The sequence below is a fragment of the Pseudoalteromonas sp. SW0106-04 genome, from assembly GCF_001293805.1.
Taxonomy (GTDB): domain Bacteria; phylum Pseudomonadota; class Gammaproteobacteria; order Enterobacterales; family Alteromonadaceae; genus Pseudoalteromonas; species Pseudoalteromonas ruthenica.
In genome coordinates this window covers 533,129-549,510 of record NZ_BCAI01000001.1, presented here as the reverse complement: position 1 = coordinate 549,510, position 16,382 = coordinate 533,129, and the positions used below count along the sequence as shown (strand labels likewise).

Annotated in this window: 15 protein-coding genes; 10 read left to right on the top strand and 5 right to left on the bottom strand. The window is 47.1% G+C overall.

Annotated features, from left to right (window positions below):
• Positions 1–16: 16 nt before the first annotated feature.
• Both W04_RS02250 and W04_RS02245 read right to left on the bottom strand, forming a co-directional pair.
• Complete coding sequence (locus tag W04_RS02250) at positions 17–3,193, bottom strand: TonB-dependent receptor domain-containing protein (protein ID WP_053909633.1); 3,177 nt, start codon at positions 3,191–3,193, stop codon at positions 17–19.
• Positions 3,194–3,535: 342 nt separating this feature from the next.
• On the bottom strand, positions 3,536–6,040 hold the full coding sequence (locus W04_RS02245; RefSeq protein WP_053909632.1) for a S8 family serine peptidase: 2,505 nt from the start codon (positions 6,038–6,040) through the stop codon (positions 3,536–3,538).
• 822 nt (positions 6,041–6,862) lie between these two features.
• On the opposite strand from W04_RS02245, the gene W04_RS02240 reads away from it, so the two are divergent.
• Genes W04_RS02240 through W04_RS02225 form a run of 4 tightly spaced genes read left to right on the top strand, consistent with a single transcriptional unit; the run spans position 6,863 to position 9,989 of the window.
• Entirely contained in the window at positions 6,863–8,371 is a 1,509-nt protein-coding gene (locus tag W04_RS02240) for a curlin (RefSeq protein ID WP_053909631.1), read from the top strand.
• A 36-nt stretch (positions 8,372–8,407) separates the two neighbouring features.
• Positions 8,408–8,797: a curli production assembly/transport protein CsgE gene (locus tag W04_RS02235; protein WP_053909630.1), complete on the top strand. Its 390-nt coding sequence runs from the start codon at positions 8,408–8,410 to the stop codon at positions 8,795–8,797.
• Positions 8,791–9,213: a curli assembly protein CsgF gene (locus W04_RS02230; RefSeq protein ID WP_022945045.1), complete on the top strand. Its 423-nt coding sequence runs from the start codon at positions 8,791–8,793 to the stop codon at positions 9,211–9,213. Before W04_RS02235 ends, W04_RS02230 begins: the two co-directional genes overlap by 7 nt.
• A complete protein-coding gene (locus W04_RS02225; protein ID WP_053909629.1) occupies positions 9,213–9,989 on the top strand; it encodes a CsgG/HfaB family protein in 777 nt (258 codons plus the stop codon). The genes W04_RS02230 and W04_RS02225 overlap by 1 nt, the downstream gene beginning before the upstream one ends.
• Positions 9,990–10,080: 91 nt before the next feature.
• Here the strand turns inward: W04_RS02225 and W04_RS02220 are convergent, their stop codons facing one another.
• Together W04_RS02220 and W04_RS02215 are read right to left on the bottom strand one after the other, a co-directional pair.
• On the bottom strand, positions 10,081–10,773 hold the full coding sequence (locus W04_RS02220) for a response regulator transcription factor (RefSeq protein WP_053909628.1): 693 nt from the start codon (positions 10,771–10,773) through the stop codon (positions 10,081–10,083).
• 287 nt (positions 10,774–11,060) lie between these two features.
• Positions 11,061–11,603 carry a flavodoxin family protein gene (locus W04_RS02215; protein ID WP_082342087.1) on the bottom strand — a complete coding sequence of 181 codons (543 nt, stop codon included), beginning with the start codon at positions 11,601–11,603 and terminating at the stop codon, positions 11,061–11,063.
• Positions 11,604–11,673: 70 nt separating this feature from the next.
• On the opposite strand from W04_RS02215, the gene soxR reads away from it, so the two are divergent.
• The 4 genes from soxR to W04_RS02195 all read left to right on the top strand — a co-directional run bounded on the left by soxR (position 11,674) and on the right by W04_RS02195 (position 15,302).
• Positions 11,674–12,129: a redox-sensitive transcriptional activator SoxR gene (soxR, locus tag W04_RS02210; RefSeq protein ID WP_022945041.1), complete on the top strand. Its 456-nt coding sequence runs from the start codon at positions 11,674–11,676 to the stop codon at positions 12,127–12,129.
• 210 nt (positions 12,130–12,339) lie between these two features.
• Positions 12,340–13,536 carry an Nramp family divalent metal transporter gene (locus W04_RS02205; protein WP_053909627.1) on the top strand — a complete coding sequence of 399 codons (1,197 nt, stop codon included), beginning with the start codon at positions 12,340–12,342 and terminating at the stop codon, positions 13,534–13,536.
• Positions 13,537–13,618: 82 nt separating this feature from the next.
• The gene (locus W04_RS02200; RefSeq protein ID WP_022945039.1) at positions 13,619–14,227 is read left to right on the top strand and encodes a hypothetical protein; all 609 of its coding nucleotides are present in this window, start codon (positions 13,619–13,621) and stop codon (positions 14,225–14,227) included.
• Positions 14,220–15,302 (top strand): rhomboid family intramembrane serine protease, encoded by a 1,083-nt coding sequence (locus W04_RS02195; protein ID WP_053909626.1) that lies wholly within the window; start codon positions 14,220–14,222, stop codon positions 15,300–15,302. The genes W04_RS02200 and W04_RS02195 overlap by 8 nt, the downstream gene beginning before the upstream one ends.
• 62 nt (positions 15,303–15,364) lie before the next feature.
• On the opposite strand, the gene W04_RS02190 is transcribed toward W04_RS02195, so the two are convergent.
• Complete coding sequence (locus W04_RS02190; RefSeq protein ID WP_053909625.1) at positions 15,365–15,748, bottom strand: hypothetical protein; 384 nt, start codon at positions 15,746–15,748, stop codon at positions 15,365–15,367.
• A gap of 127 nt (positions 15,749–15,875) precedes the next feature.
• On the opposite strand from W04_RS02190, the gene W04_RS02185 reads away from it, so the two are divergent.
• Entirely contained in the window at positions 15,876–16,115 is a 240-nt protein-coding gene (locus W04_RS02185; protein ID WP_053909624.1) for a hypothetical protein, read from the top strand.
• A 66-nt stretch (positions 16,116–16,181) separates the two neighbouring features.
• Positions 16,182–16,379: a hypothetical protein gene (locus tag W04_RS02180; protein ID WP_053909623.1), complete on the top strand. Its 198-nt coding sequence runs from the start codon at positions 16,182–16,184 to the stop codon at positions 16,377–16,379.
• The last annotated feature ends 3 nt before the right edge of the window (positions 16,380–16,382 follow it).

Sequence of the window (16,382 nt, the reverse complement as noted above, 5' to 3'; positions counted from 1 at the left end):
AATTTACTTCTTTAGCTTAAAACTGTGCTTGGAAGTTAATAAATGGTGTACGACCATCTGTATCATATCCAACACCTAGAGGGATGTTAGAGCTTGAGAATGAACCATCAGGGTCTACTTTTGGTGGCTCTTCATTAAATACATTTCGAACACCCGCATTGATACTGAAGCTATCAAATTCATAACGGAAACTAATGTTATGAACATAGTAATCATCAGTGTAACCTAGTGGGCGACACTTCAACGGCTCACCGGCATTATTAGTCAAACCAGTACAGCCATCGGTACCTTCTTCGAAATCGCCAAGGTCATCCGCATCTTCAGTGCCTTCACTGATATAACGCGTTTCCCAGTTAAATGCGAGGTCGTTGTACTCAAGTTTCAAACGAGCAGTACCGCGCCATTCAGGATACTCAGGCTCGCCTAAGTTGTCATCAACGGTTCCAAGAACGTCATACAGCGACTCAGTCATCTTCGTTGCTTGTAAATCGACGGTAACACCTAAGTTGTCCTCAAACACGACAAAGTCTTGTTTATAGTAGATGTTGTAATCGTAACCTTTCGATGTAATCAAACCGATGTTAATGAAGCTAGCATCAACTAGGCCGATTTGTTGATTTTCGTCACGAGTAATTCGGCTACAGAATGCATCGTTGCCATCGGCTGAGTAACACTGATCAATACTGTAAGGTGCACTTGGCTCAGCAATCGAGTTGGTTACTTCAATATCAAAGCGCGTTAATGACACTGTGAGGTCAAAGTCATCACTAAATGGTTGTTCGAATACGAAGCCATAAGTTTTTGCGATTGATGTCTCTGGCGTAAGCTCTTGTGTACCACCGGTAACGATCTCTGTACTGGTCGAGTTAGTGAACTCTTCCTCACCGTTTTGGCCCAGACCAAGTGCAGTCGGATCAACACCTGAAGCTGCACACGCATCCAATACGCCTTGAGTACGAGTGTCTTCCGCTGGGTTATAGGTAGCTGGAACATCGTCATTCAACGGATCTTCGATTCGAGCATCATCCGGAACCACACAAGGGTCAATTACGGTGTTAAAGCCTGAAGTACCGTTTAAGAAGCGCTCACGTAAGTTGGGAGCACGGTACGAAGTACCTTTGGTTGCACGAAGCGTGAACCAATCAACTGGACGATATACGGCCTTTAAACTGTAAGTGCTTTCTGCATCATAGAAGCTTTCTTCTGAGATACGACCTGACGCTGTAAAGGTCAATTCTTCAGCCCATTGCTCGCCACGAATAAGTGGGAATTCCATCTCGGTGAAAACCTCTTTGAGGTTTCGAGAGCCGTCAGCTCCTTGGTCAGAGAAATAACCCCAAAGCAAACCTTGTGCAGCCACATCATTTGGATTTGACTCAATCTCGTCGCGACGGAACTCAGCACCAAACACCGCACTGACAGGCTCACCGTTCCAAGCGATATCGAACAGGTCACCGCCAATAAAGCCATTCACCACCAATTGGTTAACTTTTGTCTCAATGGTGCGGTCAACAAACAAGTAGTTCGCTTCGGCGTCTGTTAACGTACCACCGCCTGGCTGATAAATATTTTCGCTAAATAGGTTAACCGGAACACAGTCTGCGCCACAGGTCACTGTACCGTCATCGTTAAGCACCGCTTCGTTAAGTGACTTCAAAAGTCGTGCTTCTGAAATACCTTGACGGCTATCAGTACCTGTTGAGGCGCTGTAAGATACATATGCATCATAATACCAATTTTCTAAACCGATAGCCTCTAGAGCCGGTAGGTCAGCGGTAAAGCCCGCGACTGCGCGATATTGCTCAACCTCGATATCAAAGTGATCACGGTCACCACGAATATTGATAATCGGTAGCACGTCTTGCGCACCGTACGGGAAGCCAATTCCTGCGCGACAATCGGTTCCATTTACACCACATGGGTTATACGGGTTTGAAGCTGGCACGTTTTCAAACAGCTGAGCACCAGGGTTAAAAATAGGCGATTCACGCTTGGCATAAATACCTTCGTAGTAGAACAAAGTGCCATTGTCGTCATCAAAAGAGTATTCACCATTGAGCATAACGGAATAACGTTTGTTACGACTGCGGTAATCACCACTGCGATAATAGTCTGACTGCTGTAACGCGTATAGTGGATCTTGGAAATCTACGTCACGGTAACCGTCGCCGTTGCCATCAGGGAACCATACGTCATTGACACCATCACCATCTGAGTCACCGAAAACCCATCCAGGTACACCGAAATCTGGGCCAAGCTGCCCCCCTGTCGGATCCGTTGTTTCGCTAAAGTTTGGAACGCCGACGTTAGAGCTGCCGCCTGTGTAGTATAGGCTACCCCAAAACGGGACTGACACACGGTTTGTTAAAGGAAAGATATCACAAGTATCGTCGCCACGGGCAAGTGGGCCATCACCGCTGTAACGGGTAATGATATCACCCTCTTCTGTTTCCCAAATACGCTCTTCACAACCTTTTGTAAAAGGGTTGCCAGCATATGACTGAGCTTGGCGATCGGTGTACTCTGCACCAATAGTTACAAAGCCATTATCGAAGGTTTTACCCCACATTGCTGATAACGACGATTCTTCACCACCATCGCCATCAGGTTGTTTATATGAGCCTTGTACCTCAAAGCCTTCTACATCTTTACGGAGAATGATGTTGGCAACACCCGCAACGGCGTCGGAACCATAAACGGTTGAAGCACCATCAAACAGGTTTTCTACGCGTTGGATCATCACCCCTGGTACAAGGTTTAAGTCAGGTGAAGTTGGTGCACCACCTACCCCTGCAGGTGCCATGCGTCGACCGTTGATCAGAACAAGAGTACGTTCAGCACCTAGGCCTCGGAAGCCAATTGTTGCTGCGCCTGGACCATTATCTAGAACGTAACCACCAAAGGTATTGTCAATTTGCGAACCCGATGCTTGGTTCGTACCTTGGAGCATTTCGCCAGCATCAAAAAGACCCATTTCACGAGAAAAGTCACCACTGATAACCTGAATTGGTGAGGCATTAGAAAATTCTGCTCGGCGAATACGTGAACCAGTCACCTCGATGCGCTCTGGTGCTTCTTCTTCAATGACCGTTTCATCCTGTTCCTCAGCTGCATAAGCCCCAGAAACAAATGCTGCAGACCCTAGCATAAGAGAGTATTGCACGGCTTTTGATAGTACCGTTTTTTTAAACATTGTTATTACCCCTGACATTGTTATTTTAATTCAATGTAACATCTACTTACATTGGTCACAATTATGTACACAATTGACGGTAAATTAACAACAAAAATCGATAAAAAGTACTAAAAAACACAGTGACTTTGTAAACATTTGGTTACTTCCGTTTGATTCTTAGTTTGATGGTACAAAAATTCATCTAACACGTATCCAGTACTTGCATAACTTTGCGGTATTTATCTTGGTAGGAAATGGACGAAAAACACCTACTGAAATAGGAGGTTTAGGGGTAAAAATAATATGACCGCACTAAAATTAGCGCGGTCATATTCATTTAACAGTAGAGTTTATTTTTATCTACTCGAAAGTCACTGTCACTTCATTCGAACAAATATCCCCTTCTTGACAGATTTGATAGGTGTAAGAAGTTTGGTCTGCGCGGCGTTCAAAGTCACGATAGCCACCGGTATTGGCAGTGCTTTCTAAGAACTCGCCATTACGGTACACATCCACTTGCTCAGCGCTGCTTCCCTGCCATGCCAACTCAACGCGCATAAAGCCTAAGCGTGTTTTATTAGCACGTACCACTTCGAGTTGCACATCATCTGCGCTTAAAGTGACTTCTTGAGTTAAGGTATCACTGTTACCTTCACTGTCGGTCACAGTCAGGCTTACACTGTACGTGCCATAATCCGCGTAGGTATACATAGGACTAGCATCAGAGCTGCTGGCACCGTCACCAAAGTCCCACATCCAGCTAACAATATCGCCGTTCACATCAGAGCTTGCATCTGTAAACTGAACGCTTAGGTCATTAACGTCATAGCTAAAGCCTGCCTGCGGCGGCTGCGCCGTTACTTCGCCAATGCCTGTAAGGTTAAGGGTCCAAGCGTTTAATGTTCCCGTGTCAGCACCTACATTATCAGACACCGTTAGCGTCCAATCACCGGTGGCCACTTCACCATTAAAGGCCTCTGAGTTGAAGGTTTCGTTAATGTCATCCGCACTACCGCCACTGCGATTATGAAGCGTAGCTACCGTGCCTGATGGCGAAGTAAGCGTGACAATCAAATCGCCAATCCAAGTGTGGCTGATATCTACGAAAGTATTGGTATCAAACACCGTGACGTCATCTGCAACAGTGATCACTGACGTGATACCTGTTGCGTCATTATCAGGAATGTCCACAGCAGTGGTGTTTTCATAGCTAAACTCAGTTAACCCCTGAGGTAATACGTATAGCTCAACTGACTTTTGCTGTGCTAAATCACCCGAGGTTGCATCAATGGTAAAGCTGTACTCACCCCATTGCGTTTGCGCCGTCGTTGGCACGCTCAGCGTTACCACATCACCTGGCTGTGCAGTGTTGCTCGACAAGCTTGCGCCATCAATGCCTGCAACAAGCGCAAGGTCGATTGTTCCTTGCCACTCGGCCACCGAACTAAAGCTCAGCTCATAAGTCGCAGTGTCACCGGCAACAATCTCTTGGTTACGGGGCGCAGCCGTCATTCTAAAGCCTGGCTCAGGGTCAGCATCAATCACCGCTTGGTTCACATTTAAACGTGTACCCGCAACGGTCATTCCATCTAAGTCAGCATTCGCATCACCACTGCTCATTAGCAATTGCTTCACTTCTACTGCACTCAAGCTCGGATTCACCGACAGCACTAACGCTGCAGCGCCTGCAACATGAGGTGTGGCCATTGAGGTGCCAGAGTAGGATGCATAACCGCCCCCCGGCACAGTAGAAAGGATAGCGCTGCCTGGAGCACCCATATCAACACTTGTTAAGCCCCATTGTGAGAACCCTGACATCGCATCGGTGTGCGTTGTACTGGCAATAGAAAGCACTGATTCATGCTCATAGCTCGATGGGTAGTGAGGGTTAACATCGTTATCAACCGCGTCATTACCTGCGGCGGCAACGAAAAGAATGTCGGCATTCTCGCTCGCCGTAATGGCATCCGCAAGCGCTTGGCTAAAGCCGCCGCCACCCCAACTGTTGTTGGTAACACGAATGTTGTGACCGTCATTTTTCAGGGCCACGAAATAATCGATACACTCAATCGCATCCGATGTTGAACCCGAGCCTGTAGCACTGAGGAACTTACAACCAGCGATGGATACTTCGTGGTTTACACCGACAACCCCCTCAGCATTATTACCGGATGCGCCGATGGTGCCAGAGACGTGCGAGCCATGACCTTGGTCATCCATGGGGTCGCCGTCGCCGGTGATGGCATTAATACCGTGAACATCATCAATATAGCCGTTGCCATCGTTATCCACACCGTCACCAGCAACTTCACCAGGGTTCACCCACATGTTCATGGCAAGATCGGGGTGTGAGTAATCAACACCAGTATCGATAACACCGACAATTACATCTGCGGAGCCGGTGGTAATATCCCACGCTTCAACAGCATCAATATCTGCATCCTCTGTACCACCTGTTTGCCCAAGGTTATGAAGGCCCCATAACTCGTCAAAACGGCTGTCATCAGGCACGCCTAATGCTTTTACTTGGTAATCTGGCTCGGCATATTCCACACCTGGGTGCTTATTAAGTGCCGCCAAGGCTTGTTTGGCACTGATGCCATCGAGTTTAAAATTGGCAAGACGACCACCAAGCACATGCTTGTAGCGATCATCAACTTCATCAGCATTCAAATCGCTGATTTTTGCTTTGACTAAAGACCGTGCTTGAGCACGCACTGCGGCAGAAGTGCCTTGTTTGAATACCACAAGGATGCTGTCGTCATTGTCAGTGGCAGCTGTATCTTTAAAGTGAACGCCCGCATGAGCGCTTAATGAAAGCACCGGAACGAGCGCTAAAGTCAGCGCAGATAGTTTGGTTTTCATAGATCTATTCCATAGAAGTTGTCCGTGAGGCCCGAAGGTACACGGAAATAAGTTCTCTTCTCCAAAAGAGCACATACGCAGTCAATGTGTGGCAACCTCTTTGTTGTAGCGACTATTTTTGGAACAAGCAAAACAAAGGTGAAAAAAAGGTTAAAAATCACTCTTTTTTGTTAACTTTAATCCACACAGGTTGAGGTCCTCATGCTTTTTTTTGATCCCACTTCGAGCAATTTCAATTCATGTTTTCTCATTCTTTTTTGGTAGTAACCGCTAACCTCCGCGATAAAAAGCCACAAAAACAAACGCAACACGCTGATTTTAATGAATAAATAACCAACCACAAAAATTGCTAGTTTATCTGCTTTCAAAGTGAACTTAGAGTGAATACCTCGGTAGGAAAATGAGTGTTACTAATATTGATACCTTGCAGCACCAATCCATGCACTGTGCATGCAACTATCAATAACCCAGGAGGGAAAATGGCTCGTTGCAATTACTCAACAAAGCATTGGAAGCAAGTTTTTCCCATGCATGCTCGTAATTGCAACTTAGTGACGAGTTTTATTTCTCTCCCAACGCTTACCGAACTCTTAGGCTTCTCCGTATTCCAGCGCCCGGCTACTTATTTACGGCTAAGGCAAAGGAATGACGCCATACGCACCAGTGACCGTTGGTTTTTACTACTGCCAACACCTTTTAGGACAACAACGCTGCGCTCGTTCATACGCTTTTTTGATTAACCCAGCTCAGGTCGGCAACCCTGAGATGAGCCTTTTCATTTGTAACGTCGTCGCAGTAATAACAAACAACAAGGAGATAAGCGTGAAGCTTTCTAAATCTATTTTAACCTGCGCCATCGCGATGGCTCTATCAACAGGTGCTTACGCACAAAGCGAAGACAAACCTGGGTCAACATCTGCACTTGCTAACGTAGAGCGTGCAGCCGCCGTTGGCAATGAGCTCACAATTTCACAAACGTCTGTACAGGGTCTTGGTAACAGCGCCAGCTCTTTGCAACAAGGCGACGCCAACCTTACTGAGATCACTACGGTAGGTGATGGTAATCAAACAGATGCCATGCAAATAGGCAACGGCAATGTGGTGTTGGTGACCACACAAGGCGACAACAACCAGCAATCTTACAATCAAGATGGCGAAGCGAATGGCGCATTAAGCGAAGTGACTGGCAGTGACAACCAAATCGCGATTGAGCAAAACGGCACTGGTTTCTTAGGCATCAACAATGAGGCCATCAACGTGATTGGCGGCGATGCAAACCAAGTTAATGTTGTTCAGGGCGACGGCGGACACTGGTTCTACAACCTAGATATGCAGGGCAATGCCAACGTGGTTAATGCACAGCAAGCTGGACTATGGAATGAAGCGCAATTTACGTCGGTTCAAGGTGATGCCAACGAACTGAGCGTAGAGCAGGATGGTTTTTGGAACCAACTATCCGTCACCTCTATTAATGGCAGCATGAACGAATTTGCCAGTGAACAGCTAGGCGATACCAACGTCATCAGCATTGGCGATATTTTCGGAGATGAGAACGAACTCGCTGTTGAGCAGGAAGGCGCGAATAACAGCACTGATATCGTCTCTCTCGAGGGCAATGAAAATGCCCTGTCAATTGATCAAGAAGGCAGCGCGAATACTTTTGAGTCGGCTTTATTCTCTGGCGATGGGAACGAGCTAAACGTTATGCAAATGGGTGATAATAACGCAGCATCAGCTGAGGTATTAGGCGATGAGAACGATTTCAGCGCAACCCAAAATGGCAGTGGCAACGAAGTGTACCTTGGCGTGCTAGGTAACAACAATGAGTTTGATGCTATGCAAATCGGCAACGACAACGCCACGCATGTTGTTAACTTCAACGGCAATGACAACGACGTAGCAGTTGCCCAATCTGGTGACATGAACACCGCCGTTATTGAATCATCTTACCCAGATCCAAGCATTGCCAGCAACGATAATGATATCGCTATTACTCAAAGTGGCATGGGCAATGAAGCTGTATTGACCATGGGCTCAGTGATGGAAAGCTCAAGCAACCAAGTCGACTTGGTACAAAGTGGTGAGCTCAATGCTATCGACCTCATGGTAGAAGGCAGTGGCCACAGCATTGATATCGCCCAAGAAGGCGGCATGAACATGGTTGCCGGCATGGGACAAGGTGCGTTCGCAGTCGCAGGTGAAGGTAATACTGTGTCTATCAGTCAACTTGGTGAGGGTAACTTGGTTGAAGGCTCGGTTATGGGCACTGGTAACACCGTTGCAGTTACTCAAGTTGGTGACTATAACTCTGCAACTGTTGTACAACAGTAAAGCTCTAATGGGAGGGGTAACCCTCCCTTTCAGCCGATGATGAAGTATTTTCTCAGCATCTTGATTGTGCTCTTTGTCCTGACTCACACGTCAAGCAAAGCACAAGAAGTGGAAATTGATGGCCTCGTACTCGATCGCAGTATTAGCCGCTTTGGCCACCAATTTTACTTTAATTTCTCACAGTTATGGCGCGATCTACCTGATACCAGCGGCACCAACGTGGTGATCAAAGAAACAGTGCTCCCTCGTGCTGGCACCCGCCTTGAAGTACTCATGAATAATGAATTGGTATACGTCACTTTTATGGGCCGACGTGGTGGGCCACTTAAAGAACGCGTCGAAAGCGCGATGTTCGCGATTATGGATGCCATGGCGCGCGCCAGATTTAAACAACACTCCCCTGATCTAGCAGCAAGTGGATGGTAAAAATGAAAACAATAATTTATGCACTTTTGCTTTGTGCGTCACTGCCACTGATGGCCACTGAGCTTGTATACAAACCTATTAACCCATCATTTGGCGGAAACCCGTTAAATGCCAATATGTTGCTCTCTAAAGCACAAGCCCAAAATAAGCACCGGGCCCCTATCAGTGAAAAAACTTATGGTGAAAAGTTTCAAGAATCGTTGGAGCGTACGTACCTCAACCGCATGGTTCGTGAAATTACCGATATCGCCTTCGGTGACGATGTTGAAGACAGTATTTTTAACCAAGACTCCATCTTTATGAGTGGCGACTATCAAATCCAGATTATCACCAGCACCCCTGATAGTATCACCGTGCAAATAACCAATACCCTGGATGGCACTGTCACCGTAATCGAAGTACCAAGGTTTGGCTAATGAAACATATATGTGCATTTTTACTATTGACTTTGCTTAGCGGCTGTTCGGCTATCACCTCGACTGTGCCCCCTGATGAGCAAATTGCTGAGCAATTGGCGCTCACAGAGACCTTTGCCGAACTAAAAGCGCTACCTAATCCCAGAGGCGCAATTCCCGTCTCAGTTTATTCATTTCGCGACCAAACGGGGCAATATAAGCCGCAAGAGAACGTCAGCTCGTTTTCTACCGCCGTAACCCAAGGTGCGAACTCTATTTTGATGCAAGCGCTGCATGAAACCGACTGGTTTGTGCCCGTGGAGCGTGAAGGATTACAAAACTTACTTACAGAGCGAAAAATCGTGCGAGCGGCGATGAGTGATAAGGGCGACAATGCCCCAGAGCTGCCGCCATTAACCACCGCCAAAATCATTCTTGAAGGCGGGATCATCAGTTACGACAGTAACGTAAAAACCGGAGGCTTAGGTGCAGAATATTTTGGCATTGGCGCCTCAGAGCTGTACCGTGAGGATGTTATCTCTATTTATATGCGTGCGGTCGATGTGCGCACCGGGCAGGTATTGCTGTCGGTTGCTACCAGCAAAAAAGTACTCTCACAAGAGATGCGTGCTGGCTTTTTCCGCTATGTGAGTTACAAGCGCTTGTTGGAAGCCGAAGCGGGCTTCAGTGATAACGAACCCATGCATATTTGTGTCACGCAAGCGATTGAAAAAGCACTGACGTTACTCATAAAAGACGGCATTAACAAAGGAGTATGGTCGGCGCGAACCAGTTGATTACCTCGGCACTGACACAATAAAGGCGCCTCGTTTGGCGCCTTTATTTTTGCTCAATGGTAACCTCGCGCTCAATAGCATGCTGAGCAGGTTATTGACGTTGTTCCATGACGCGAGATGCCACCGGAATATAGCGCTGTGCCCAATTGGCCAATTCAATACGATTACGCGAGTTGGTCTTACGAAAAGCACTGTATATATGCGTTTTCACTGTGTGATTACTGATGTTCAGAGCGCAGGCGATATCATCATTTTTAGCCCCCTTAGCCAACAATGAAATCACCGACTTTTCCCGTGCGGTTAGCACACTTAAGTCGATGTCGCTGTGGCGTTGCGCCGATAGCGCATCGGTGGCAGGAAGCTGTTGAATTAGATCGCCAAAGGCATTGGAGATGGCCTTGCGGCAAAACCATAGCTCGCCACCGAGGACGCGGCGCACGCCTTTAAACATATGCTCAGGACTGTCATCGTTATAAAGCGCGCCTTTAAGATTCGCCAGCAGCGCTGTGCGTTCGTTCAGCGCGTGGCGCTGAGCATTAAACAACGCAACACTGTGCTGGCGCGCCAACTGAATAATCACCTCGCTGAGCATTTCTTGGCAATCACAATATGCAGCATCCACTAAAAATAGTGCAATGTGTTCGCGCTCACCCACCTCTGGCAGGCGGGAATCGACCTTAACGGTTGTTGCGAGCGTTTCCAATACTTTGAGTAACAACAAGAAATCATCGCTTTGAGTATTTGCATTATCTTTTGTTAAGACAAATAACTGCTTGTAATTCATTACTTCTTCCTCTGAAGCATCCAAACACTAGGGGGAGGGGGAGCATTGAGTGTACCTATTTAAGCTTTACTATCAAGACTAACCCCACATAAAACAAACATCTTGTTTACATAACAACAATAGAGCTAAACCTCTAACAACGCCTTTATTGCATCATAAGAGTGCAAAAATGCACTCTTCGAACTAATAAATTTAATGGCGTCTAGAGATAGTAACCACTTGCAGACATTCATTTTATATTCAGCTACTTTTGCGCTTAAATATATAATTGCAAAATAATCACTAATTTATTTAATAAGGCCTGCTTGGGTGTTCAACAAGGCATACAACTTGCGCCACCACATTTGTCTTTTTGGGTATTGCACGACCACAGATTCAGGGTCTGCCGCGCCTGCATGATAGTGAGTGACAAACTGCATCCCTAGGTAGGTGACAGTATGGATGAAAGGGTCCACAAACGCTTGCGGTGCCCGCTCGGTGTAACTAGTGGAGAGCAAGGATGCTTGCTTAGTGCGCAGTTGTCGTAACTGGCTACGCAATTGGGGCTGATCCATGTATTCCGTGAGTCTATCAAAAAACGCCTTCATCTGCGGTGTGGTGTTATACCAATAGACGGGCGATGCAAATACCCAATGGTCAAACTCCAGTAATCGCGTGATTAACGCGCGGAAATCATCGCTTTGTTCGCGGATATCATACCGATATGGGTTAATCTGATAGGCGTCTAAATCAATGAATTGCGCATCTAGGTGTCGGGCGAGAGTGTCGGCAGCTTGGCGAGTATTGCCTTGGCTTCTAGCACTTGAAAAAATAACAACATGTTGGTTCATAATTGCTTTCCTGCATTTGTATGTTTAACCTAAGGCTAAAAGCTCAAGTTAAGTTTAGGTCAACAACAAAATGACATTGGAAGCAAATTTATCTGTCGGCACTGTCGCCAAACGTGCTGGGGTCGCCGTATCGGCGCTGCATTTTTACGAGAAAAAAGGACTTATTCGCAGTTGGCGAAACCAAGGGAATCAACGCCGCTACAAGCGGGATGTACTAAGGCGCATTGCGGTTATCAAGGCCGCACAAAAAATGGGGATCACCCTAGAGGAGGTAAAAGAAACACTCAGTACCCTGCCCGAAAAACGCACCCCGAATAAAGAAGACTGGGCCAACATGTCACGCCAATGGCAGCGCCAACTCGATGAAAAAATTGCCTACATGCAACGAGTACGCGCCTATGTTGATGGCTGTATTGGATGTGGCTGCCTGTCAATGCAACGCTGCCCTATTTATAACCCTGAAGATAAGCTCGCTAATGTCGATGGTGGAGCCGTGTTATTAGATCACCCTGAGCTGGGAGACTAGCGCCAACAAGACACAGGCTGTTTATTACCGAGCGCAGACAATCACTCAGTGAGCTATGAGGGGAGTCACTTTGGGCCGCCGCAGATGTTAAATTTCTGTGGTTAAATGTATAAATTCACTTGTTTATTGCATAGAGTAACGTCTTACTCTTTCAAATTTGGATATGAACTGGTAGCGTACGCGCCTTTTTTTAACCTCGACAGGTGATATATGAAGTTAGGACCTGGACTACTGGTTGCCGCCGCCTTTATTGGCCCGGGCACCATTACCACCGCCAGCGTAGCCGGTGCAAACTTTGGCTTTGCATTGCTATGGGCCTTGGTGTTTTCAGTGCTGGCAACCATTTTATTGCAATCACTGGCCGCGCGTTTAGGCGTGGTCACCGGCCTAGATTTAGCCCAAGCACTGCGCGCGCATATTGAAACCCCTGTGTTTCGTTGGCTTGCCGCATTTTTGGTGATCAGTGCCATTGGCATTGGCAGTGCCGCCTATGAGGCAGGTAACCTCAGCGGTGCCAGTCTCGGTTTACAAGGGTTATTTCCCTCCGCTTCAGCGCAGCTGTGGACGCCCTTGATTGCTATTATCAGCGCCGCACTCTTATACAGCGGCAAATATAAGCTGATAGAGGGCGCACTGATCTTTTTAGTGTTGCTGATGAGTTTAGTTTTTTTAGCGACTCTGGTCATCGCCAGCCCCGATCTCAGTGCCATGTTTGCAGGTTTTAAGCCTAGCTTCCCTGAAGGATCACTGACCACCGTATTGGCGTTAATTGGCACCACCATCGTACCGTATAACTTATTTCTTCACTCTGGGGTGGTCGCACGGGCCAGCCAAGGTGAGCAAGATAAACAACAGGCCATTCGCAGTAGCAACTGGGATACCGGTTTATCAATTGGTCTTGGGGGATTGATCACCTTAGCTATCGTGTCCACCGCAAGCGTGGCCTTTTTTGGTCAGGGCAATAGTCAGCTCAGTGCCGCCAATCTCGCTTCGCAATTAACGCCTTTATTGGGTGACAGTGCCCATTACTTTTTTGCACTCGGGCTATTCGCCGCTGGGTTAACCAGCGCCATAACAGCGCCTCTGGCGGGTGCCTACGCGGTGTGTGGCATGCTCGGGTTACAAGGAGATACCAACAGCCCTCGCTTCAAGCAAGTGGCGTTGGTGATATTAGTGTTTGGTGCTGTTGTGGCCAGTCTTGGTTTAGACCCAGTGGCGGTGATTATTTTCGCGCAAGCCACCAATGCACTGTTGTTACCCATTATCTGCATTTACCTGCTGTGGCTAATGAATCAAAATAAGGTCATGGGCAGATTTAAAAACTCACTGCTGATTAATGTGCTGGCGATGCCGCTGCTGATACTGATTATCACGTTGAGCGGATATAAACTACTTACGCTCATATAATGCCTATTAAGTGAGCGCAAGGCGCTTGCCTCTGTGCTCACTTTCCCCTACCATCTCGGCTCATTTTACCAAGGAGTCGGTTATGGCAACATCCCCACCTCAGGACAAAAAAATCCCCAAAGTGCTGCAACAAGTCGACAACAAAGAGCTACGCAGTACCGGTTTTTGGCTCAACCAAGTATTTTTGGTGCTATCCACCATTTTTGGTGTCTACCTCGCCGCACAAAGCGGTTTAGAGCAGGCAATTAAATTCGATACCTACTCTAAAATGGAAGATAACTACTATCTGCGCACGTCTCTGTACGATGAGTTGCTCGACAATCAACGTAAAATTCAAGCGTATGCCGAGCTACTGGCTAAGAGCCCACCTACATCTGAGCTTGAGTTCAATAAGCCCACTTTAGATAAATATGTGTGGCACACCATGCAATACTCACCCACGACTTTGGAAACCCCAAGTGCCATTCTCTCTGCTGCGCGGCGTTTTTATAGTCAAAGTGAGTTTTATATTGAACGCGCGCTAAAGCGCAAGGTGTCAGCGCGTCACGCCAGTGAAAAGCTAGGCAAACTTGCAACCGACCTAGAGCAAAATACGCTCCCCTATTTAAAGCGCAGTGCCCAGGCACTGAAACAAGAATTAGCTGATAACGACGTGCAAATTGGCAGTCTCAAGGAGTTAGAGCATGAATAAACGCTGTCCCCATTGTGTTGATGAATACTTAGAAGTGACCGAGTATCAAGGTGAAGAAATTGATGTGTGCCTAGAATGTGGTGGCCTTTGGTTTGAAAAAAATGAAGTCAATCGCATGTTGAACGAGGTCAACGACGGTCCTGTGGGTGAGAAATATGAACACAATTTTGGTGAGCATTTAGGTATATCTGAGCGCGACTGCCCCGATTGCTCAACATTGATGGAGCGCTACCACTTATTAGAGCACTACCACAGCGAAATCGATGTATGCCGTCATTGCGATGGCAGCTGGATCGAAAAAGAGCAGTTAGAAAGTGTCGAAAATAGCCCACAGCTAAAAACGGCACTTGGCGAGCTCAACCAGAAGGTGTCATGGAAAACCTACTTATTTCAATTTCTAACGCAAATGCCAGTAGAGTACAACATCAAACCACATCGTACCCCGTGGGTAACTCGCGCTTTGGTGGCGTTGAACGTATTGATATTTGCCGCTTACTTTTTTGTTCCCAGCCATTTTGAGTTTGTACTTGAATATTTTGCCATGCGCCCGGTGGATGTGCTCGCCGGGGAAGAGCCTTGGACCTTGCTCACCTGTGTGTTTTTACACGGCTCAATTATGCACCTGGTAGGCAACATGTACTTTTTATACATCATTGGCGATAACCTCGAAGATGCACTTGGCCACTGGCGCTTCTTAGGCTATTACCTGCTTTGCGGGGTGCTCGCCTCCGTTGCCAGCCTCATGCTCTCAAGTAATGGTGCAATTCCCAGTGTCGGTGCCAGTGGTGCCATTGCTGGTTTATTTGGCATGTATTTAATGTGGTTCCGCTACGCCAGCTTGACCTTTATGTTCATTATTTACCAGAAGAAGCTCTCTGCTATGTGGTTCTTCATTATTTGGTTGGGCATTAACTTATTCGGATTATTTAGCCTGCCCGATGGCGTTGATTATGGCGCACATATTGGCGGCTTTATCGTCGGTCTACTCATTGGCTATGCGCTTAAAACCAAAGTAATGAGCGACAGACCTATGATTGCACTACTAAATAAGCCAGCCGCCCAGCTTAAACGCTAATACCGGGTTTCATCAGGTGAGTAGCGTGCATATATGCCATGCTGCTCACCATCACCTACCCCTTATTCATGATGGCGGCGCTCGATGGCCTCTAACTCGCTTTGCGGTTCGCTAGGCGCACTGGATTGCATGGGCGCAACTAAATCACACTCAGTAATAGTGTCGGACAGTTTCTTACACTCTTTATTGCTTTTACTCTGCGTTGGTTTTTGCAATGCACCGAGGACCGCCGAGTCAATCGCCAAGCCAAGTTTAGCGAAGCTAAAGCCGTCATTATCTGTTGGCGTGTAACTGGATTTACCCGGGTCGCCTTGGATGCTGGCGGTATAGTGCTTTTCTGCGCGCTGCTGCATATTTGGCTGCGCATAGCCATCGACTAAGATGCCCACCACCGTACAGCCATTTAAAATACTCAGCGCGGCCAGCGCGATAAATAATTTAAGCATGCTACGTATCCTTTCATGCCTTCGTGTGCTCGTTCTATCACTTTAACGGTAAACATTAACGCAAACTGTAAGAAAGTGTACCCTTTTAATTTTTGCACCTTGGCGGCGGTGGTTTACGCTTAAAGCTATGCACACATTATATGCTGTAAGCGCCATTGTACTGCTCATGATGCAGTTATGGTCATCATCAAGCGTAAACTGGGAGCTGACGCTAGCGGTGGCCATCAAGCGTCAAGAGAGTTTTTACGAGCAGGCTGTGCAGCGCTCCCCCATTATTCTCATTGCTGAGGAGTACCCATACCCTGATGAAGTCTATAGTGCACTAAAAGCACTCAATGCTGATATTGTTACTCGCTCCTACTACTAGTCAACAGACGCGCAAGCTAAATCATTTTTCTCCACCCTGAGCGATAGTCGCGTCGATGCCATTGTGGTGGATAGAACCTGGGCTGCGAAAATTATTCAGGATTTCGATTTGCCCGTTGCGCTTTTACACAACCTGCATATTGAGCCTCAATACATCGGCTACCATCCTAATAACGAAAAAAAGGCGTTGCGCTTGCAACACCTTTTGTCATCTATTCCTGAGAGCGTCAAAAAAGAGATTGAACGCCGCTATCAGCAACCCTAGGCT